Raw genomic sequence first — 19,876 nt, forward strand, 5'->3', positions numbered from 1 at the left:
GGGGCGCGGCGAAGAGGGCCTGCGCCGCCTCCGGCACCCGGGCCGGCGGTGGCGGCATGCCGTAGGTCTCGACGATCGCGGGGCGCAGGCCGAGCGCGGCTACCGGCAGCGCCGCCTCGCCGGCGCGGGCGGGCCCTGCCGCCGACGCGGCGAGCAGTCCGGCGGCGGCGAGGCCCCTCCGGATCCGCCGCCCCGTCGCCGCGCGTGCCATGGTCGATCCGGCGCGCGTCATCGTCATGGCTCGCGAAAGCTGCGTCCGAGGCTGTCGGCGAACGGCTTCAGGACGTAGCCGGCGAAGGTGCGGCGCTCACCCTCGATGTAGACCTGTCCGACCATGCCGGCGCCCAGCAGGTCGCGCACGCCGGGCTGCTCGGGCCGCAGCCGCACCTCCACCTCGAAGTAGTGCTGCCCGGTCCGCTCGTCCGAGGTGGCGTCGGCCGCAACCCGCGTGACGAGCGCCGGAACGTCGTCGTAGAGGCGCGCGTTCAGCGCCGAGATCTTCGCCCGCGCCGCCTGCCCGGTGCGCACATGGGTGATGTCGGTCGGCGCGACGCGCGCCTTGAGGGCGAGTTCGCTGCCCGCCGGCACGATCTCCGCCAGCACCTCGCCGGGCGCCGCGACGGCGCCGACCGTCCTATGCCGCGCGTGCACGACGGTGCCCGCCACGGGCGCGCGCACCTCCGTCAGCCGGACGGCGGTCTCGGCGGCGCGGATCTGGTCGGCGATCTGCCCGATCTCGGCGATGACGTCGGTCAGCCTGCCGGAGGTCTGGCGCTGGTCCGTCAGGCGTGCCTGGCGGATCCGCGAGCCGGTCTCCGCGACCTCGTCGGCGAGCGCGCTCTCCTCGGCCGCGAGGTTGGCGCGCTCCGCCCGCCGCGCGAGGAGTTGGTCCTCCGCGTCCCACAGCACCTTGCGCGCGAGGTGGCCGCGGGTCGCGACCGGGCGCATGGCGGCGACCTGCCGCTCCAGCGAGGCGACCTGGGCGGTCACCGCGGCCACGCGCTCGGCAAGGCCCTGCCTGCGCCGGCCGACCGCGTCCCTTCGGGCGACCATGGCCTCGATCTCGGCGAGCGCCGCCCCGCGGCCGCGCTCGAACTCGCGCGCCTGCTCCTGCAGGAGCCGCTCGTCGGGCCCGACCGTGCCGGCCGGTCCCGCCTCGGCGGTCCTGCGCAGGCCGAGCAGGGAGAAGCGGCCGTCGAGCGCGGTGTCGCCGCCGGCCGCGAAGGCGTTCTCCGCCTCGAGCCGCTGGCGCATCGCGTCGAGCACGGCGAGGCGGCCCCTGAGGCGGGTCAGTTCCGCCTGATCGTGGATCGGGTCGAGCCGGACCACGACGGTGCCGGCCTCGACGCTCTCGCCGTCGCGGGCGCCGATCTCCGCCACGACGCCGCCGGACCGGTGCTGCAGCACCTTGTTCTGTCCCGTCGCGATCACGACGCCCTCGGCGACGACCGCCGAATCGAGGGGGTAGGCCACCGACCAGACGAGGAAGAGGCCCGCGGCCGCCAGGATCGCCCGGCCCGCCCCGCTGAGGATGTCGTGCGTGTCGGTCCGGACGTCCTCGGCCCAACGCCCGCCCATGTCATCAGGAACCATGACGCAACCGGTCTCCGTCGTCATCGCGCAGCCGGTGCCGGGCGGCCGGCCCCCCGGCCTCAGGCCACACGGGAGGTCTGTCCGGCTGCCGGTGGGGCGGCCTGTCGGGCCGCCTCCGGCCCGGCCTCGGCGGGCGCGGCCGGCGGCGCGGCCTGGATGGTCAGGGGCTGCAGGGTTCCGTCCGCGATCGTGAAGGCCCTGTTCACCACGCGCAGGATCGAGGTGCGGTGGGCGGCGATCACCACGCTCGCGCCGCGCCGCCGCGCCTCCGCCACCGCGACCAGGAGGGCGCGCTCGCCGGGCTGGTCGAGGCTGGCGTTGGGCTCGTCCAGCACCAGCACCCGCGGGTCGCCGTAGAGGGCGCGCGCGAGCGCGATCCGCTGCTTCTGGCCCGTCGAGAGGGCGAAGCTCTGGTTGCCGACGAGGGTCCGGTAGCCCTCGGGCAGGCCGACGATCAGGTCGTGGACGCTGGCGCCCTTGGCGGCGGCGATGATCCTCTCCTCGGTGGCCTCGGGATCGAAGCGCGCGATGTTCATCGCGACCGTGCCGGGGAAGAACTCGATGTCCTGCGGCATGTAGCCGACGATTCGGCCCCACTGGCTCGACGGCCAGACGTCCTGCCCGATATCGTCGACGGAGACGGCGCCCGCGGTCGGCGGGACGGCGCCGACCATGATCCGGATCAGGGTCGATTTCCCGACCCCGGTCGGGCCGGTGATCAGCACGACCTCACCGGGCGCCACCCGCAGATTCACGTTGGCCAGCAGCGTGCGGTCGGGCTTGCCCGGGTCGGGCGCGTAGGCGACCGCATCGAGAGAGAGCCGGCCCTCGGGCTCGGGCAGGCTCATGCGGGCCTGGATCGACTTGTCGGGGCCGGTCAGCGCCTCGATGTCGCGGATGGCGGCGAACCCGCGCGAGATCTGCTCCCAGCCGCCGATGACCTGATCGATGGGCGTGAAGGCCTTGCCGGAGATCATCGAGGCCATGAAGATCATGCCCGCCGACATGTCGCCGTGGAGCACCAGGAAGGCGCCCCAGGCCATCATGATGACCTGGAGAGCCTGGCGGAACGTCTTGCCCACCGCCTGGTAGCGGGCCGACTTCGCGCCGGCCGCCTCGGTCTCCTTCAGGATGAGCGCGGTCTTGCGGCCCCAGATCGTCAGGAAGGTCGAGAGCATGCCGTGGGCGCGCAGATCGTCGATGCGCTGGAAAGCCCCTTGCGCGAACGCGGTGGCGTCGTTCTCCGCCTGGCGGCTGCGCTCGCGCTCGCGCTCGGTCGCGGCGACGTTGAGGCCGCTGAGCGCGGCCAGCACGCCGATGCCGACCACCGTGAGCAGGCCGAGGCTCCAGTGCAGCACCGTCATGATCAGCAGGTAGATCGGGATGAAGGGCAGGTCGAACAGCGAGACGAAGACGCGGCCACCCAGGAAGCCCCGGGCGGTCGCGAGGTCGCGCAGCGCCTTCCCCGACTTGGCGCCGGCCTTGGGATCCGCGGCCATCTTCGCGAACAGCTTGGGCGCGACCGAGACCGTGTATTTGGCGGCGGCCCGGACCGCGATCTGGCTCCGCACGGCGTCGGCCAGCCCCCAGACCACCAGCGCGCCGACCACGATCAGCGTCAGGTAGACGAGCGTTCCGATCGAACGGGAGGCGAGGACGCGGTCGTAGACCTGCAGCATGTGCAGCGACGGCGCGATGACGAGAATGTTGGCCAGGATGGAATACAGTAATATCGAGCGCGCGTGGGGCTCTATGCAACCCATTGATGCTCTCAACGAGCCAAACATTCGCAAGCACCCCTATTCGGCGCTGCGATCGTTAAAATATGTTGGTTAAGCAATGCTGAAAGCGCCCGGAACGGGCATTGGATCGATGTGCCGGCTTCGAAGCGTGCCGATCGAGTGAATCGGCCGGGACCGGATCAGTCGGACGTGCGGCGAGGTCAGACGACGTGTCTGCCGCCCATGAGGATGTGCTGCCGGAGGTAAATTCGGTCTTCGTGACGCGGTGTCGTGACCGGGCTGGATGCGGTAATCGAGACCGACGAACCCCATGGCGAAGGATCCGCTCGTGCGCGAGCGCGGTCCGATCACGCCGGCGGTCAGCGGGTTCGCATCGAAGCTGTCGCGGTAGGAGCCGGAGCGAACCTCCGTCCAGGCGTCGAACTCGAGCTTCGCGTCGGGCCGGAGGAGACGGGACAGGCTCGTCGAGGCCGAGAAGTTCGTGCTGCCGACGGCCGTCGAGCCGGTGACGTCCAGCGGACTCGCGCTGTAGGTCGGAACGAGTCCGCCCGTGCCGTCGGAGCTGAACGTCGCTCCGGTGAAGCGGTCGTGGAAGCGTCGCGTATCCGGCTGGGCCTGGGCGATCGCCTCGGCGCGCTGCTGGAGGAAGGAGCGAATGGCGGCCTGCGTCGTCCGGCGCACGCGTTCCTCGTCGAAGCCGGCGTTGAAGCTGCAACTCACGCGCGTTCCAGCCGCGACCGTGAAGGTGACGCTGTTGCTCGTCGCGGTGCCGTTCGAGCAACTGGAGCCTTGCAGGACGAATCCCGGCGGCAGACCCAGCGACGTGATGGAGTAGGTGCCGGCCGGCACTGTGTCGAAGCTGCGGGTGACGCGATTGCCCGTGCTCGAGAGCGTGAAGGAAGCCGCCCCCGGCAGCGTCGAGCCGAAGCCGAAGCTGCCGTCCCGTCCCGCCGCGTTCACCGTGAGCGTGATGCCGCCCGCAGCGGCCGCGACGGTCTGGGTCAGGGCCGCCGACGTGCTGCCCGCGTACGAAGCATCGCCGGAATAGACGGCCGTGATCGTGTGCGGCCCGGCTATGAGATCGCCCGTGGTGAAGGCTGCGCTGCCGGCCGCGAGGGCTGCCGTGCCGAGGACGGTGCCGCCATCGCGGAAGGCTACCGTCCCACCGGGCGTGCCGCCGGGACCGGAGATCCTTGCGGTGAAGCGAGCCGCCTGCAAAACCGTGCTCGGGTTCTGTGACGAGCTCAACGTGGTGGTGGTGAGGGCCGCAGTCACGACCTGATTGACGATCCCGGAGGTCGAGCCGCCGTTGTCGGCATCGCCGCTATAGGTGCCCGAGATCCCAGCTGCCTCGGAAGAGAGCGACACGAACCCCGCCTCTATGGACGGACGTGACCGTGCGAGCGGAGGGGCCTCGGCCTGCCGACGTGCCGGCAGAGTGCGGTCGAGATCGAAGCCTGATCATCCGCCGCGTGTCAGGTACGCAAAGGCTGCACGGCGCTCACGACAGCCCTGGCGCGGGTTGTACAGGCCACTCTCGCGTCAGGCTCCAGCCGTCGAGTCGGCCGGCCTCGAGGGCCTCCCGGGCGCAGCGATAGCCGATCCGCGCGATCGCCTCGTAGGAGGTCCAGGCCCTGAGATCGACCCCTGCGAGGGGCGGCTTGAGGATGGCGGCCGCCGAGGCGACGGCCCGCATCGTCTGCGCATCGCTCGACACGGTCGCCGCGCGCAGGAGGAGCGGAACGATCGCCGGCATGGCGGCCGGCATCCCGAGCCATTGGCGCACCGCGCGGCCGCGCCAAGTCCGGGCCGGCATGGTCTGGAAGGCGAGGTCGCTGCCGACGTCGATCGCGAGCACGGGCCCGCGCTCCATCCGGGCGGCGATGTCGGCCGGCAGGTTGTTCATCATGCCGCCATCGACGAGCACGCCGTCCTCCGTGCAGACCGGTGGCAGCAGCCCGGGGATGGCGATGCTGGCGCGCAGGGCCGTGGGCAGGTCGCCGCTGCGATGGATCATCGCCGAGCCGGTGGTGAGGTTCGACGAGACGCAGAAGAAGGGCAGCCAGAGATCCTCGATCCGCGCCCCGCCGAAGCGCTGGACGAGCCCCGCATCGACCTTCGCGCCGCGGGTGAGCGCGTGATAGGGCAGCGTGTAATCGTTGAGCGGGTTCTGCCCGACGAAGGACTCGACGGTCTGGTGGTGGATGCGCTCCAGGCTCCAGCCCATCGCGACGCTCGCCGCGATGATCGCACCCATGCTGGTCCCGCCCACGAAGTCGATGTCGCGGCCGGCCTCCTCGAGCGCCCGCAGCACGCCGAGATGGGCGAGGCCGCGTGCGCCCCCGCCGCCGAACGCGATCCCCCGCGCGCAGCCGCTCGCCAACCGCGCCAGCCGGCAGATATCGGCCTCCCGGCCCCCGCGTACCTGAACGCGCAACGCGGCCGGAAGGGCCGCGACGGCCGGATGGAGCGGCCTCGGACGCTCTGCCTCGGGCTGCTGATCGACCGCGAGGTCCATGCGCACCCATTCGGAGCGTAGGCGCGCGACATAGGCCTCGCTGCCGGGCCGAGGCGGTTCCCCGGGCGCGGCGAGCAGGAGGACGTGGTCGGCCTGACGCAGGCAGAGCTGGCACCAGGGGCAGTCGATCTGGTGGGCGATGTAGATCGTGCGGTCGTGGGCCGCCTCGAAACGATGGAACCAGGATTCGTCGACGCCCTCCGGCCATTGGGCGAGGCAGCCCGTCCGGCCCGGCAAGATCTCATCCAAGGCCAGGGCCAGCCGCCTTCCGAACGCGGTGGCGGAGGGTCCTTCGGTGACCGCGAGAACCGCGAAGGTCCGCGGCGACCGCTCCACCGGGCGCGCTTCCTGAGCCGCGCGCAGCCGGTCGGCGAGCAGCCGTGAGAAGTAGAGCAACGTCCCCGGGTGCTCCGCGACGATCTCCTCGAAGGCGTCCCGGGTCAGGCGCAGCAGCTGCGAGTCCCGCAGCGCGAGCGCCGTGGCCGAGCGTGGGGCGCCCGAGAGCAGCGCCATCTCGCCCACGGCGTCGGGCGGGACCAGACGCGCGACGCGCCGGACGCCTCCGGTGCGCGCGTCATGGGTCGAGATGCCGATGCTGCCCGAGACGAGGATGTAGAGCGCATCGCCCGCCTCGCCCTGCTCGAAGAGCGGCCGGCCGCCCGCGACGGCGATGCCGGCCATCCGTCCGCGGACGGCGGCGCAGGCGGTCGGGTCGAGGCCGGACAGGAAGGGGATCCGCGGCCCGCTCATGCGCCGTCGGCCTTGAGCTGCCGCGCGGCCAGCGCGTAGCCGCCTCCGGCCCCGTCGACGAAGTGGACGTGATCGGCCGCGACCGCCGACGGCGTGATGCAGGTGACGATCGCGGCGTTCTGGCGGTGCACGCCGTAGCGCAGCACGCCGCTCGCCCGCGCCGCCCGCAACCGGGCCTCGACCGCGTCGGCGGTCGGGGCGTCGCAGGCCACGGTCATGCGCAGGCCGTCGTCGAACTTCCGGAAATCGGTGTTGGCGACGACCTCGCGGAGATAGCGGCCCGGGGAGAAGCGCCCGAGCGTCAGCCGGCTGCGGAAGATCGCGAGCGAGAGGCCGGCGCGGATCAGCACCTGCAGCCGCCGCAAGGCCCGAGATCCGAGGAGCGGGCCGCGCAAGCGCGCCTCGATCTGCCAGCCCGATGGTGGCCAGCCCAGGGGCGGCCCCGCGGCCGGCAACGGGCGGCCCATGCGCGGCATCGCCTCGATCAGTCCGAGAACGTCGGCCAGCGCGTCCCGGACGGCCGTCCGCTCGGCCCCGGTCAGCGGGACCGCGAGGACCGAGACGATCAGGCCCGTCGCCGCCGGTACCGGCTCGAAGCGACAGGACAGGCCCGTCAGGTCGGGCCGGGTTCCCGCAGGCGCCGCGTGGACGGCGTAGGCGCCGGCCTTCGTCCGCGCATCCGCGAAGGCGAGGCCGCCCCCCTCGAACATCGCGTAGGCCACCGCCTCGGAGGCGGCGTAGCGCGCCACGCGCAGGTCGTGCCCGGCCGCCCGGACCGCGCGGACCGGAACCAGGGCCGCGCGCAGGGTGAGTCCGAGTTCCTCCCGGACGAAGGTCACGGTCGCCGCAAGCGCCGCCTCGACGGTCGCTCGGTCCGACGGCGGCAGGACGAGGCTCGCGCCGTCCCCCCCGAACACGAAGGCCAGGGCACGGCCGTGCAGCGCGTTGCGCACCGCCGCGATCGCGGCAGCGCCCGCCATGTTCACCTCGCGATAGCGCCCGGCCGCGATCGCCCCGGTCGAGTCGATCACGTCGCAATGGCCGATCCACCAATCGTCCGGCACCGGCGCGAAGACGGAGGTTTCCAGTACGTCCGTGAACCGCGTGAACGGCGCGAGGCGTTCGTAGGCGAAGCCCGCTCGCGACGCGGCGTCCGTTCCGGCCGCGGGGGGCTCATCCGGCCGATGCAGCTGCGCCATCGCCATGGGGGACGCTCCGGCGGGCGCGAGACCCGCCGACTCGATCACGGGGGCGGCATCATATCCTGCGGCGCGATCCTTGGCATGTCCTTGAGTTGATCGAGCGGCACCAGCGCCATCACCGTCCCGCTCGGCATCCTCACGAGGTTGACCATCGCCGCGCCGCTCTTCCGGTCCCTGGCGGTGGCGACCATCAGCTCCATCGGCTGAAAGGGCGTGACCGTGAAGTCGTGTCCCCAGGCGCTGACCAGGTTCGAGAGCGAAGCCCGCGCCGCACCGACGGCGGCGAGGATCAGTCCCGCGATCAGAATGGTCCGCATCGGTCCCCTCTCCCTCCGTCGAGCCCCGTATCCACCGGGCGGCGGATCGCCGCCGGCGGGCCCCGCCCCTCGTTCCCGCGCTCGATCTCACAGGATGCCCCCGATGCGGATGCCGAGGTTCTCGGGGCCGCGCAGCGAGGCACCGGGGCGGTAGGGCGGCGGATCGGCGAGCAGCCTCGGATCGCGCAGCCGCCGGCAGAGCGCCACCAGCGCGATCTCGGCCTCGATGCGGGCGAGCGGTGCGCCGACGCAGTAGTGGAGGCCGCCGCCGAAGCCGAAATGCTGGATGTCGGTGCGGTCAGGGTCGAACCGGTCCGGCTCCGGAAAGCGCTCGGGATCGCGGTTGCCCGCGGCGAAGAGCAGGACGATGGGGGCACCCTTCGGGATCGTCGTGCCCGCCACCGCGATGTCGCCGAGCGCCTTGCGGGTTCGAAAATGCACCGGCGGCTCGTAACGCAGGAGTTCCTCGATGACCTGCGGCGCCCGCTCGGGGTCGGCTCTGAGCCGACCGAGCTCGTCCGGGTGGCGCAGCAGCGTCAGCATGCCGTTGGTGATGAGGTTCACCGTGGTCTCGTGGCCGGCCACGAGGAGAAGAACCGCCGTGGCGATCAGGTCGACCTCGCCCATGCCCGGCCGGTCGCGCCGGGCGAGCCCGCTCAGCATGTCGTCGCCAGGCTGTCGGCGCTTCCGCCGGATCAGCGCACGCATGTAGTCCGCGATGGCGTCGAAGGTCGCCACCGTCTCGCGCCGCGCCTCCTCGTCCCGGCGGGCATCCGGCTCCAGTGCCGTGGCGAGGCGCGTCGCCCAGGCGTGGAATTGCGGCTCGTCCTGCTCCGGCACCCCGAGTGCCATACGCGGCCGGGCAGTCGCGCCAGCGGCGGCCTGAGGTAAGCACGTGCAGGATGCCCGAGATAACCTGCCGGTCGTTCTTGCGCTCGGGCCCAGGCTGGTCCTTCGGCATGAACGGCTCGATCACCGCCCGCTGGTCGTCCGAGAGTCAGAACAGATCCGCCATCGCCGCCTCCGCGCTGCAAACGGCGGCGGTGAATCACAAAACCAAAACCCTCGCAACGCCTTGGTCCAGTTCACCCCCTAAAGAACCAGGGCGAGTTCGTCGCGATGGCGGCGAGTGTCTATCTGCACGGCCGGTTGGCGCGTGAGCCCTTCACCCGGGACGAACTCCGCCAGACGTAGCCGTTGTACTACCGCTACCTTACCAAGCTTTTCGGCCCGGCCAGCGCCTGAGGTATTCAACGCGCGAACTGCGCTCTTCATCAACTTCATCCTGCAGACGGCCCGGAGCCATCGCAGCGCCGAGAAATGGGGGCGCCAATGTGCCCGCCCCCGCTGATGTAATGGCCGCCCGGCGCGCGTCTTCTTCAGGCCGTAGAAAAGACTTTCGAAATGGTAGTTCTTGAACTCAGCTTCGGTTCGAAATTTGCACACCTAATATTCGGCTTTGCGCCACATGCGGCTTTCGCACAGAGCTGCGCGAATGGCTGCTTAGCCTTCGGAAGCTGCCATTAACGTGTAACAGCAGGTCCGGGCGGCCACGACGTCCTCGGCAACGAGCCGCCGCCGAAGCAACACGAACAAGAATGCTCCACCGTGATCGGCGGTTGGTTCAAAAGCAAGGCACTTAACAACCGCTGAAAGCAGTCGTCGGGTTCCTTGATGGGATGCCCGGGCGCGCTCACGTCCGAGCTTGGCTGACTGCCGTCGGTGCAGCGAACATCTTGCCCCGCAGCAGTAGCATCACGGTCATGATGGCAAGGCCGAGGACGAGGCCGTTCGCGGCCAGGAACAGCGCCGGAGCGAGGACGGAGAGCGCTCCGGCATCGCCGTGGGCGACCAGGCGAACCGGGGCCGTGGCCATGGCACCGAAGCTGAAGGCCCAGAGCCCAGGGACAGCGCCGGCCTTCGCAATCCAGGGCGCGAGCCGCGCCTAGACCAGGACCTGAAGCAGGCCGTAGCCGATCAGGGCATGCGCGAAGAGGTCCGGCGCCCCGCCCCCGACCGAGAGGTAGGCCATGGCCCCGACCGGCGCGGGCGCCAACTGGATGCCCAGCGTCGGCCGCAGAGCAACAGGCTTCTCGGTCCCGGTCAGCAGGCGGTGGAGCAGCACCGATTCCATCGCGAGCCAGGAGAACAGGCCGGCGCCGAACGCGAGCTGGCCCCAATCGGTGAGACCGAGGACCGCGCCCACAGTAGCCGATACGAAGCTGCCAGCCACGGTCGGCAGATACTGCACCGCGGTCGTGGCAACGTAGTCCCTACCGCCTTGCCAGAGGCCGCCCGTCCGCCAGACCACGAAGCCGAGCGTGAACAGGACGCCGAGGCCGAACAGGACGGTTGCGGCTCCGGCCGAGTAGGGGATGAGCCCGCCCGCGACGAGCATGGTTGCAACGCCGGCGAGGCCGATGAAGCAGCACTGGACCGCATCGACCGCCTCTGCCGCCAGCTTGTCGGGAGCGAGGACGGCCTTGAAGGCATAGAGGACGATGAGCACAACCCAGACCGCGCCGGCAAGGGCGTAGACCGTCTCCCCGACGAGCGCGGACATGTGCCACGCGAGCGCGGCCGCGCGCCAAGCGCCGCCGAGGCCGGACAGCCCCAACACGATGCCGAAGTCGGCGACCGGCGTGTTCGCGGCGACCTCCCTGAGGCGTTGCGCGAGGTGGAGGCGTGGGCCGCCGACGAGAGAGACCGAGTTCATGATCCACCTCCTGCGAAGTCGGGATGTCGTCGGGCGGGCGCTGCGCCCACTACTTCTCGGCCAGGATGATAATGGACTGCGGTCCTGAATTTCATTCCGCTCTCGGTAATGGAGAGGTTCGCGACGCGATGCTTGAGGACGACCGCTCAGCCACCGATCTCGACCTCGTCGAAGCATGGAGAAGCGGTGGTGGAGATGGATAGGACCTGGTTCATCACGGGCTCGTCGCGGGGGCTCGGCCGGGCCTTGGCCCAGGCTGTCGTCGCGGCGGGTGAGCGGCTCTGCGCGACGGCGCGCGATCCTGCCGCGCTCGCGGACCTCGTCGAGGCCGGCGGCGAGCGCGTGCTAGCGGTGCCCCTCGTTGTCAGTGACGAGGCAGGCGCGCGCCGGGCGGTCGAGGCCACGGCGGAGCGGTTCGGTCGGATCGACGTGCTCGTCAACAATGCCGGGAACGGCGACGTCGCGCCCATCGAGGAAACCGACCTCGCCTCGTTCCGCGCGCAGGTCGAGACGAACCTGTTCGGCGTAGTCAACGTCACCAAGGCGGCCATCCCGCTGTTCCGGGCGCAGCGACGCAGCCACTTCCTGCAGGTCTCCTTCATCGGGGGCGAACCGGCGCGACCGGGCGCGGCCCGTACTCGGCCGCGAAGTTCGGCGTGGAGGGGTTCTCCGAGGTTCTCGCCATCGAGATGAAGCCCTTCACCCTCTCGGGGTGCTTGAGGGCGAGGCGGTAGCCGACCGGCGCGCCGTAATCCATCACGTACATCGCGTAGGACTTGGCGCCGCGTTGGCCGAGCAGGCCGTCCACGAGGTCGGCGTAGTGGCCGAATGTGTAGGCGAACTGGGTGTGGTCGGGCGCGTCGCTCTGGCCGAAGCCGCGGTAGTCGGGCGCGATGACGCGGTGGCGGTCCGCGAGCGTCGGGATCAGGTTGCGGAACATGGGAGGAGGTCGGGAATCCGTGCAGGAGCAGCACGGCCGGGCCGTCGGCCGGGCCGGCCTCGCGATAGAAGACCTTCACGCCGTCGACCGTCGCGGAACGGTAGTGGACCGTCGCCAGTGCCTAGGCGGCATCCGCGGCTTGCTCCGCCTTGGCATGAGGGGGAAGGACGGTGCCAGCCGTCGTGAGTATCAGGGCAAGCAGAAGGTGTTTCATCGGTGTCTCCTTTCGTGGGGGCGTAGAGGACCTCGCCGCCTCATGGAGACATCATCGGTGTTCAGCTTGCAGGCGTTAATCGACGTCGTGTGGAAGGCATTGTGGTCGCCTGCGGAACAGATAGGATCGCTTGGTGCCGATGACCTCGGCCAGGTCGAACCGACCCGGACCGAGGCCTCGCATCGACCCTGCGCCCTCTCAGTTGAGCAGCCGGCTTCCCCGGAGCGCCGCGACGGCCATGTCGACGAAGCTCCTGACCTTCGCCGGCGCCTGCCGCCCCTCGGGGTAGACGACATGGATGGGCAGCGGTTCCTCCTCGTAGTCGGCGAGCACGACCTGCAGGCGGCCTTCCATCAGGGCGGAGCCGATCTGGTAGTGCAGCACCCGGGTCAGGCCCCAGCCCGCGAGCGCCGCGGCGATGCCGGCTTCGTTCGTGTTGCTCATCAAGGCGGGATGGACCGTCACGCGCTGATCCTGCGCGAACCGCCACTCCGTCGAGGCCCAGGCGCCCGTGGACATGGCGACGCGGTGGTCCCTCAGGTCCTGCGGTGTCTGCGGGACGCCGTGCCGCTCGAAGTAGTCCGGCGAGCCGCAGACGACGCGGCGCACCGACCCGACCCGCGTAGCCGTGAAGCCGGAATCCGAGAGGTGGCCGATGCGCACGGCGACGTCGATGCCTTCCTCGACGATGTTGACCTGCCGGTCGACGAATAGCGTCCGTGCCGCCATGGTCGGGTAGGCGTCGAGGTAGTCGGTCACGATGGGCAGCACGTGCATGTGGCCGAACAGGACAGATGCCGTCACCGCGAGGGTTCCGGACGGCGTCGCGTAGGAACCTGCGGCGGCAGCCTCGGCCTCGACGATGTCGGCAAGGATGCGCCGGCAATCCTCGTAGTAGCGGCCTCCGGCCTCCGTGAGCTTCACGGAGCGGGTGGTGCGCACGAACAGCCGGGCGCCGACGGTCTCTTCGAGCGCGGCGACGGCCCGCGTCACGGCCGGCGGGCTCATGTGCATCAGGCGCGCGGTCTCGGCGAAACTCGCCGTCTCCGCGACCTTCGCGAAGATCCGCATGGCCTGCCAGCGGTCCATGTCCCTGCTCCCCCGTCCCCAACGGCCCGGCCATCATGGCCTTGACGAATACAGCTGTTCGAGCGGGCGCGCCGCCAAGCCGTCGCGCCATGGTGAACGGCATGTCGGGCCAGGCCGCCTAGCCGTCGCGGGCGACCGTGGGTTCAGGGTCCGGCGCCGCTCCGTCGCTGGCGAGCTCTATGGCGAGGCTCTCGATCTCGCGGCAGACCTCGGCGGGGATGCCAGACCACACCGCCCGCGCACGCTCCTCGTGAAGGCGCCCGCCGTCCCGCGAGGCCGCCGCCAGGGCCAGGGCCAGCGCCCGCGACGTGCGCGCGTCGAAGCTCCGGCCGCGGCGCGCGGCGTCGACCTCGACGCCGCACATCCCGAGCCCGCGGGCCTCCGCTTCCCGCCCCGGAGAAACGGGCGGGTCGCGGCCGTCATCGGCCAGGGCGAGCGCGACGGACAGGCGCACGCGCCCGTCCAGGGTGAAGGAAGACATGGCCGCATTCCCAGGCTTCAAAGGTCGGTTCAGAAGCCGAAATGGCTGAGACCCGGATGGTCGTCCGGACGGCGGCCGAGCGGCCAGCGGAACTTGCGGTCCTCCTCCCGGATCGCGTGTTCGTTGATGCTGGCGTGGCGGGCCCGCATCAGCCCGTCCTCGGCAAACTCCCAGTTCTCGTTGCCGTAGGCCCGGAACCACTGGCCGCTGTCGTCGCGGTACTCGTAGGCGTAGCGCACGGCGATGCGGTTGCCGGTAAAGGCCCAGAGCTCCTTGATCAGGCGGTAGTCGAGCTCGCGGTTCCACTTCCGGGTCAGGAAAGCCTGGGCCTCGTCGCGGCTGCTGACGAACTCGGCCCGGTTACGCCAACGGGTGTCGGTCGTGTAGGCCAGGGCGACCTTGGCCGGGTCGCGGCTGTTCCAGCCGTCCTCGGCGAGGCGGACCTTCTCGATGGCGCTCTCTTCAGTGAACGGCGGCAGCGGTGGACGGGACATCGGCTTCTCCTCGGGGTTTTCGGGGTGGAAACGTATCGAGAGGGCGGTCGGCGGGCCGGGACCCTCGGCCATCGGCGCCGGTCAGAGGGCGAGATGGACGGGCCCACTGCCCGCGGCCGGGGTGGCCGAGCAGATCAGCACCTCGTCGTCCGCGCGGGGTGCTGTGGGGGCCTTCGCGTAGGTAACGGCGCCCTTGAGGAGCTTCGTCCTGCAGGTGCCGCAGGTGCCGGTCCGGCAGCTGAACTCCGGGCTGAGGCCGCGGGCTTCGGCGAGTTCCAGCAGCGACCCCGAACCCGGCACCCAGCGCGCCTCCTTCGACGCGTTCAGGAAGGCGACCGGAACTGGCTCCGTCGACGCACGCGGCAGCGTGGCCGCCTCGGCGTCCGCCGGCACGCTCCTGACCAGCGACGAGGGGCCGAAGGTCTCGGCGTGGATGCGGTCGTCGGCGACGTTCAGGTCGCGCAGCCCGTCGTAGAGCGCCTGCGTGAAGGCGGTCGGACCGCAGAGGTAGAAGTCGTAGTCGCCGAACGGCAGCACGCGGGCGAGCAGCGCCATGTCGATCCGGCCAGCGACATCGTAGTCGACGCCCGCCACCGCATCCCCGGGCGCGCTCAGCACCCGCACGACCCTCACCGCGCTCCCGGCCGCGGCGGCGAGCTCGGCCACCTCCCTATCGAAGGGACGCTCCTCCTTGGAGCGGGCCGCCTGGACCAGTGTGGTCGGCCGGATGCCCCGGGTGCGCAGGCCCTCAAAGACGAGGTGGCGCAGCATCGCCAGCAGCGGCGTGATGCCGATGCCGCCGGCGAGCAGCACGGCCGGCCGCTTGGCATGGGCGTCGATGGTGAAGCTGCCGGCCGGCGCCCGCCCCTCGACCAAGTCGCCGACCCGCAGCGTGTCGTGGAGGTGCCCGGACACAGTGCCATCGCGCTTGACGCTGATCCGGTAGACCGCGTCCGAGGGCGCGACCGAGAGCGTGTAGGTGCGGATGACCGGCTTGTCCGCGCCGGGGAGCGGCACACGGATGGGCAGGTGCTGCCCCGCCTGGTGCGGGATCAGCCCGGACCCGTCCGCAGGCTGGAGGTGGAAGGAGCGGATCGCGCGGCTCTCGTCGACGATCTTCGTGACCGTGAACGGGCGCCATTGCGTCGCGAGGTCAGCGGCCCGGAGCCGGTCGGCGGCCGCGTGCCAGTCACCGGTCATCAGGGAGTTCGGCGACCAGCCGTCCGCCTGAAACGTCCAGCGCAGGGGCAGCGCGCCCCGCCGCCGCACGACCCGGCGGGGCCGGAACGTCCAGAGCCGTTCAGCGCCCTGGAAGGCGGCGATCTCGGGGGAGGACAGGACGACCTCGGCGTCGCCCGTCATCTGCAGGAGGTCGCCGGTCTCGAAGTCGGCGAAGACGAGGCCGGCCCGGCCGTTCAGGAGGATGTTGCCGAGCGTGGCGAAGAACAGGTTGCCGGCGAAGTCGGGGACCGTGAGCGTGCCGTCCTCGGCGACGCGAACGAAGCCGGCCTTGCCGCCGCGGTGCGAGACGTCGACCTGGCGGCGGCCGTCGCGCTCGGCGTAGGAGGCGACGAAGAACGTGTCGGCACCCTCGACAATGGCGCGCGCGTCCGCGTCGAGGCCGGCGTTCTCCTCGACGGTTCCAGAAAAGGGCTCGCGCGGGTCGCGGACGAAGGCGAAGTCGCGCAGCTGGATGTACAGCGGGCAGTTGCCGAAGCTCTGGTCGACGGCGAAGTTCAGAACGCCGTCCGCCGCGGCGCGGATGAGGCCGTTGACGCGGTTGCGTCGGCGGGTATGCAGCTCGATCCCGAGCAGCCCGATGGCGTCCCCGTCGCGCAAGCCCGCGCTCGCCGGGTCGCTCGGATCCGGCCGCACCGCGATGTCGAGTGTCGTCGGCGTCGGCGAGGCGATGAACCCGGGACCGCCGGCGACCAGCGTCGCCCAGGCGTCGCCCCGACCGTCGACGCTGCCGGCCACGATGAACGGGATCTGTTCGTAGAACGCGCGGTGTTGGTCGGGCATGAAGTCCCGCACCACCCGGCGCCCGACCTGCTCCATCCGCTCGGCCACGCCGACCTGCTGCTGGATGGCCTTCTCGCCCGGATGCCAGGGCGACGACTTCGTGATGGTCGGACCGTCGCTCATGATACTCTCCCGTCCGGTTCGGGCGGGCGCGCCTGGCGGCGCGACCGCGCGCCAAGGTCACGCGGCGGCCGTGAGGCCGGCCGGCGTCTGAACGAAGGGGACGAAGCCCGGCAGGGCCTCGATCCGGCGCAGGTACGCGTTGACGTTGGCGTAGCCGGAAAGGTCGACGTTGCCCTCGGGGGCGCGCGCCAGGTAGCTGTAGAGCGCCACGTCCGCGATGGTGGGGTGCTGGCCGACCAGCCAGTCGCGACCGGCGAGATGGGCCTCCAGGCGGCCCAGCAGCGTGTGCGCCCGGCCGATCACCTCCTCCGGGTTGAACTTCGCGCCGAACACGGTGACGAGGCGCGCGGCGGCCGGGCCGTAGGCGAGCTCGCCGGCCGCGACCGACAGCCAGCGCTGCACGGCGGCCTCGCCCTCTGCGTCCACCGGCAGCCACTCCGCGCGCCCGAGCTTCCGGGCCAGGTACACGAGGATGGCGTTCGAGTCCGAGACAACCGTCCCGTCATCGTCGAGGACCGGCACCTGCCCGAACGGGTTGAGGGCGAGGAACTCGGGGCGCTTGTGCGCGCCCGCCTTCAGATCGACCTCGATGGCCTCGTGGGCCACGCCGAGCAGCGAGAGGAACAGGCGGGCCCGGTGCGCGTGGCCAGAGAGGGGATGATGGTAGAGCTTCATGACCGTGTTCCCTGAATTTCGGACCGGGCGAAGCCCCGAACCGCAGGGACAAGGTGCCCCGGTGGAAGCACGGCGAGAATGCTCGTCCTTCGCAGTGCATTGTTGTCGCGAGCGGAACAATCCAACGCGAGGGGAGCCGGTCGTCACCGTGCGGTCGGTGCCCGGCCCCCTTCGAGCGGTTACGCCTGCCCCGTCGCGGCCAGGAAGCCGGCGTAGTTGTTGCCGGCGAAGGACAGGTGGTCGCCCATCAGCTTCGCGTGTGCCTCGCCGGTGGCGGACTGCCAGCGAGTGAGGAGTTCCGTGCCGACGGCGACCGAGTTGATCGGCACGATGCCGGCCTGGACCATCCGGGTGATGGCTGCGTCCTCGACGAGCTTGCTCCAGGTGCCGGAGGCGTCGACGACAGCGTAGACGTCGTATCCCGCGTCCTTCGCCGACAGAGCCGCGAAGTCGGCGTTGTCGAAGGCGTCGATCTCGCCCGGCCGATGCACGATGGCGGCGTTCGGCAGGCCCTGCGCCACCACCGGCATGATCGGGCCGTTCGGGCCGTCCGAAGCGCTAGTCATGATCACGGCCGGAAGGCCGTAGACCTGCGCGATGGACACGAGCGCCTTCACGTTGTTCTGGAAATTCGCGGGCGACTGGGTCTGCACACAGTTGGCGAGCCCGGTCTGATGGTCGACGAACAGCACGGCGGCGTTCTCGGCAGTCAATCTCTCGTAGGACATGACGTTCTCGTTCGGGTGGGGCGGCCCCGCTCCGGAACTGCCTGACACCCCGAAGATGCCGTCCCACGTCCGGCGCCACTAGCCGTCTTTCCAGGCACTGTGCGTCCCTGAATGCGGGACGCCGTGATGGCGAGCACGTCCTCGGGCGGGATCATATGGCCACGGCGAAGCGGCTTACCGGCCGAGGCGCTCCATCAGCACGTCCGTCAGCAACATTCTGCCGCTTGGAAATGTCTTTTCCAGAGCGAGAACTTTCCTTAGTCCGGCCTCGACGCAGGTTTGCTTCTGAAATTGGCTGGACTGTCGAGGCTTGACCGGCACGACACACGTCACGCCAACCGCTTCAGCTCAGTATCGCGCCGCAGAAGCCACGGCTTCCGGAAGGCGGGCGATCGAATGGGGAATGCGCTCATGGCCGCCGTCACGCAGACCTTCGAGAACGCGCTCAACCAGACCGGCAATCCGCTCGTCCTCGGCGGCTTCGTCTATGCGCAGCGCAGCTATTCGGGTGCGGCGACAGGCACCCTGGCCGTCCAGAACTTCACCACGCTCTTCAGCCGCGACGCGCAACTCCAGACCGGCCAGGGGACAGGCGTGCAGGTCGGCGTCCTGGACGGATCGGGCTACCTGTCAATCTCCCAGGCCTCCGGCGGCCAGTTCGATTTCGACCAGTTGGACTTCAACAGCGGAACCCTCCTCGGAGCCGCCACCAACACCTACTTCGTCGGATTCAGGAACGGTGTGCAGGTCGTCTCCGGCGACGCGTTCCAGTTGCTCAACCTCAGCGGTCTGCTCGGCGATCAGCAGATCACCTTCGGGGACCGGTGGGATGGCCTGACCGAGGTCCGGATCTTCAACGGCAGCCTTCTCGATCTCAGTCTCGGTCGGCTCGGCTTCCGGATCGACGACGTGGTCTTGAACGACCGGTACGCCCCGAGCGCACCGAGCCTGAGTGCGGGCGTTGCCGTCACTGGTGACAACACCCCGACGCTCACCGGCACGGCCGAGGTCGGCTCGACCGTCGCGATCTTCAACGGTGCGACGCAGATCGGGACCGTCACGGCGGGCGCCAACGGGCAGTTCGCGTTCACGCCGACGACACCGCTGGCCGACGGAACCTACACCCTGACCGCGCGCGCGACGGATGCTGCCGGAAACGCGAGCGTTCCCTCGACCAGCGTCGCGCTGACGATCGACACGGCTGCGCCCGGCGCGCCGAGTGTCACGGCGCCGGCCCTGACCAACGACAGCACGCCCACCATCACGGGCACGGCGGAGGCCGGCACCACCGTCACGCTCCTGAGCGGGACCACCGTGCTCGGCACCGCGGTCGCGGGTGCCAACGGCACCTACACCTTCACCCCCACCACACCCCTGCCTGACGCCACCTACGTCCTGCGCGCCACCACCACCGACGCGGCCGGGAACGTCAGCGGTGCCTCCGCCGCCACCTCCGTGCGGGTCGACACGATCGCCCCCGTCGTCCCCGCCTTCACCTCAGCGGGCGGCACCACCACCGACAACACACCCACCCTCACCGGCACGGCGGAGGCCGGCGCCACCGTCACCATCCTCAACGACACCGCCGTGCTCGGCACAACCGTCGCCGGCTCCAACGGCACCTTCAGCTTTACGCCCACGACGCCCCTGCCGGACGGTCCCCTCAGCCTGACCGCCCGCGCCACGGACGCGGCCGGCAACGCCTCGCCCACCTCCGCCGCGCTCGGCCTGACCATCGACGCAACCGCCCCGGCCGCCCCGGTGCTGGCCGCCTTCACAGGCCCCACCAACGACACCACGCCGACCATCACCGGCACGGCGGAGGCCGGTGCCACCGTCACGGTCCTCAACGGCACCACCGTGCTCGGCACCGCAATCGCCGACGCCAACGGCGCCTTCAGCGTCACGCCCGCCCTGCCGCTGCCGCAGGGCACCGCGAGGCTGACGGCCACCGCCACGGACGCGGCCGGCAACACCTCGGTCCTCTCGGCCGCCACGCCGGTCACGATCGACACCCTGGCGCCGGCCGCCCCCGTGCTCGCCGCCTTCACAGGCCCCATCGGCGACACCACCCCCGACATCACCGGTACCGCCGAGGTCGGCGCCACGGTGACGGTCACGAGCGGCGCCACCGTGCTCGGCACCGCGGTGGCTGGAGCGGACGGCCGCTTCACCCTCACGCCCACCGGGCCGCTGCCGCAGGGCACCAGCACGCTCACGGCGACCGCCACGGATCTCGCCGGCAACACCTCGCCGGCCTCCACGGGCATCG

The 19,876-nt window shown here is 70.9% G+C and carries 16 protein-coding genes and 4 pseudogenes; 2 read left to right on the plus strand and 18 right to left on the minus strand.

Features of this window, described 5'->3' with window-relative positions:
- From AX737_RS03565 to AX737_RS03605, 11 genes and pseudogenes are all read right to left on the minus strand, one after another.
- The coding region (locus AX737_RS03565) for a hypothetical protein (protein ID WP_156453511.1) at positions 1–211 on the minus strand (211 nt) is incomplete at its 3' end.
- Positions 212–234: 23 nt separating this feature from the next.
- The gene (locus tag AX737_RS03570; protein ID WP_197430446.1) at positions 235–1,593 is read right to left on the minus strand and encodes an HlyD family type I secretion periplasmic adaptor subunit; all 1,359 of its coding nucleotides are present in this window, start codon (positions 1,591–1,593) and stop codon (positions 235–237) included.
- Positions 1,594–1,652: 59 nt separating this feature from the next.
- Positions 1,653–3,356 (minus strand): type I secretion system permease/ATPase, encoded by a 1,704-nt coding sequence (locus tag AX737_RS03575; protein ID WP_066919057.1) that lies wholly within the window; start codon positions 3,354–3,356, stop codon positions 1,653–1,655.
- Between the two features lie 69 nt (positions 3,357–3,425).
- The gene (locus tag AX737_RS03580) at positions 3,426–4,703 is read right to left on the minus strand and encodes an Ig-like domain-containing protein (RefSeq protein WP_156453512.1); all 1,278 of its coding nucleotides are present in this window, start codon (positions 4,701–4,703) and stop codon (positions 3,426–3,428) included.
- A 133-nt stretch (positions 4,704–4,836) separates the two neighbouring features.
- Positions 4,837–6,603 carry a patatin-like phospholipase family protein gene (locus AX737_RS03585; protein WP_066919061.1) on the minus strand — a complete coding sequence of 589 codons (1,767 nt, stop codon included), beginning with the start codon at positions 6,601–6,603 and terminating at the stop codon, positions 4,837–4,839.
- Positions 6,600–7,808, minus strand: coding sequence for a DUF3095 domain-containing protein (locus AX737_RS03590; RefSeq protein ID WP_238231288.1), 1,209 nt, complete (start codon positions 7,806–7,808; stop codon positions 6,600–6,602). Before AX737_RS03590 ends, AX737_RS03585 begins: the two co-directional genes overlap by 4 nt.
- Before the next feature lie 38 nt (positions 7,809–7,846).
- Entirely contained in the window at positions 7,847–8,122 is a 276-nt protein-coding gene (locus AX737_RS03595; RefSeq protein ID WP_066919063.1) for a hypothetical protein, read from the minus strand.
- A gap of 87 nt (positions 8,123–8,209) precedes the next feature.
- Positions 8,210–8,968 (minus strand): annotated as a pseudogene (locus tag AX737_RS03600) (cytochrome P450); the annotation flags it as partial.
- Between the two features lie 13 nt (positions 8,969–8,981).
- Positions 8,982–9,083: pseudogene (locus AX737_RS35375) on the minus strand (IS5/IS1182 family transposase); the annotation flags it as partial.
- Between the two features lie 732 nt (positions 9,084–9,815).
- A complete protein-coding gene (locus AX737_RS37760; RefSeq protein ID WP_308445289.1) occupies positions 9,816–9,998 on the minus strand; it encodes a hypothetical protein in 183 nt (60 codons plus the stop codon).
- A gap of 69 nt (positions 9,999–10,067) precedes the next feature.
- Entirely contained in the window at positions 10,068–10,838 is a 771-nt protein-coding gene (locus tag AX737_RS03605; protein WP_308445290.1) for a dicarboxylate transporter/tellurite-resistance protein TehA, read from the minus strand.
- 195 nt (positions 10,839–11,033) lie between these two features.
- Here AX737_RS03605 and AX737_RS03610 point away from each other — a divergent pair.
- Positions 11,034–11,545 (plus strand): annotated as a pseudogene (locus AX737_RS03610) (SDR family NAD(P)-dependent oxidoreductase); the annotation flags it as partial.
- Here the strand turns inward: AX737_RS03610 and AX737_RS03615 are convergent.
- From AX737_RS03615 to AX737_RS03645, 7 genes and pseudogenes are all read right to left on the minus strand, one after another.
- Positions 11,539–11,896, minus strand: a pseudogene (locus AX737_RS03615) (alpha/beta fold hydrolase); the annotation flags it as partial. The pseudogenes AX737_RS03610 and AX737_RS03615 sit on opposite strands and share 7 nt — an antisense overlap.
- A 294-nt stretch (positions 11,897–12,190) precedes the next feature.
- A complete protein-coding gene (locus AX737_RS03620) occupies positions 12,191–13,081 on the minus strand; it encodes a LysR family transcriptional regulator (protein ID WP_066919067.1) in 891 nt (296 codons plus the stop codon).
- A 118-nt stretch (positions 13,082–13,199) separates the two neighbouring features.
- The gene (locus tag AX737_RS03625; RefSeq protein ID WP_066919068.1) at positions 13,200–13,562 is read right to left on the minus strand and encodes a hypothetical protein; all 363 of its coding nucleotides are present in this window, start codon (positions 13,560–13,562) and stop codon (positions 13,200–13,202) included.
- A gap of 29 nt (positions 13,563–13,591) precedes the next feature.
- Positions 13,592–14,056, minus strand: coding sequence for a DUF1348 family protein (locus tag AX737_RS03630; protein WP_066919070.1), 465 nt, complete (start codon positions 14,054–14,056; stop codon positions 13,592–13,594).
- An 81-nt stretch (positions 14,057–14,137) separates the two neighbouring features.
- Complete coding sequence (locus AX737_RS03635; RefSeq protein WP_066919072.1) at positions 14,138–16,201, minus strand: pyridoxamine 5'-phosphate oxidase family protein; 2,064 nt, start codon at positions 16,199–16,201, stop codon at positions 14,138–14,140.
- Between the two features lie 57 nt (positions 16,202–16,258).
- Entirely contained in the window at positions 16,259–16,876 is a 618-nt protein-coding gene (locus AX737_RS03640; RefSeq protein WP_066919074.1) for a glutathione S-transferase, read from the minus strand.
- A 179-nt stretch (positions 16,877–17,055) separates the two neighbouring features.
- A complete protein-coding gene (locus tag AX737_RS03645; protein ID WP_066919076.1) occupies positions 17,056–17,604 on the minus strand; it encodes a hydrolase in 549 nt (182 codons plus the stop codon).
- A gap of 411 nt (positions 17,605–18,015) precedes the next feature.
- On the opposite strand from AX737_RS03645, the gene AX737_RS03650 reads away from it, so the two are divergent.
- A partial coding sequence (locus AX737_RS03650; RefSeq protein WP_197430447.1) for an Ig-like domain-containing protein occupies positions 18,016–19,876 on the plus strand: 1,861 nt, incomplete at its 3' end.

Source organism: Methylobacterium sp. CCH5-D2, assembly GCF_001556475.1.
Lineage (GTDB): Bacteria > Pseudomonadota > Alphaproteobacteria > Rhizobiales > Beijerinckiaceae > Methylobacterium > Methylobacterium hispanicum.

Coding starts and splice junctions, on each gene's coding strand:
- AX737_RS03570 (WP_197430446.1), bottom strand. CDS start 1,593: ATGGTTCCTGATGACATGGGCGGGCGTTGGGCCGAGGACGTCCGGACC.
- AX737_RS03575 (WP_066919057.1), bottom strand. CDS start 3,356: ATGGGTTGCATAGAGCCCCACGCGCGCTCGATATTACTGTATTCCATC.
- AX737_RS03585 (WP_066919061.1), bottom strand. CDS start 6,603: ATGAGCGGGCCGCGGATCCCCTTCCTGTCCGGCCTCGACCCGACCGCC.
- AX737_RS03590 (WP_238231288.1), bottom strand. CDS start 7,808: ATGGCGATGGCGCAGCTGCATCGGCCGGATGAGCCCCCCGCGGCCGGA.
- AX737_RS03595 (WP_066919063.1), bottom strand. CDS start 8,122: ATGCGGACCATTCTGATCGCGGGACTGATCCTCGCCGCCGTCGGTGCG.
- AX737_RS37760 (WP_308445289.1), bottom strand. CDS start 9,998: ATGGCCACGGCCCCGGTTCGCCTGGTCGCCCACGGCGATGCCGGAGCG.
- AX737_RS03605 (WP_308445290.1), bottom strand. CDS start 10,838: ATGAACTCGGTCTCTCTCGTCGGCGGCCCACGCCTCCACCTCGCGCAA.
- AX737_RS03620 (WP_066919067.1), bottom strand. CDS start 13,081: ATGGACCGCTGGCAGGCCATGCGGATCTTCGCGAAGGTCGCGGAGACG.
- AX737_RS03625 (WP_066919068.1), bottom strand. CDS start 13,562: ATGTCTTCCTTCACCCTGGACGGGCGCGTGCGCCTGTCCGTCGCGCTC.
- AX737_RS03630 (WP_066919070.1), bottom strand. CDS start 14,056: ATGTCCCGTCCACCGCTGCCGCCGTTCACTGAAGAGAGCGCCATCGAG.
- AX737_RS03635 (WP_066919072.1), bottom strand. CDS start 16,201: ATGAGCGACGGTCCGACCATCACGAAGTCGTCGCCCTGGCATCCGGGC.
- AX737_RS03640 (WP_066919074.1), bottom strand. CDS start 16,876: ATGAAGCTCTACCATCATCCCCTCTCTGGCCACGCGCACCGGGCCCGC.
- AX737_RS03645 (WP_066919076.1), bottom strand. CDS start 17,604: ATGTCCTACGAGAGATTGACTGCCGAGAACGCCGCCGTGCTGTTCGTC.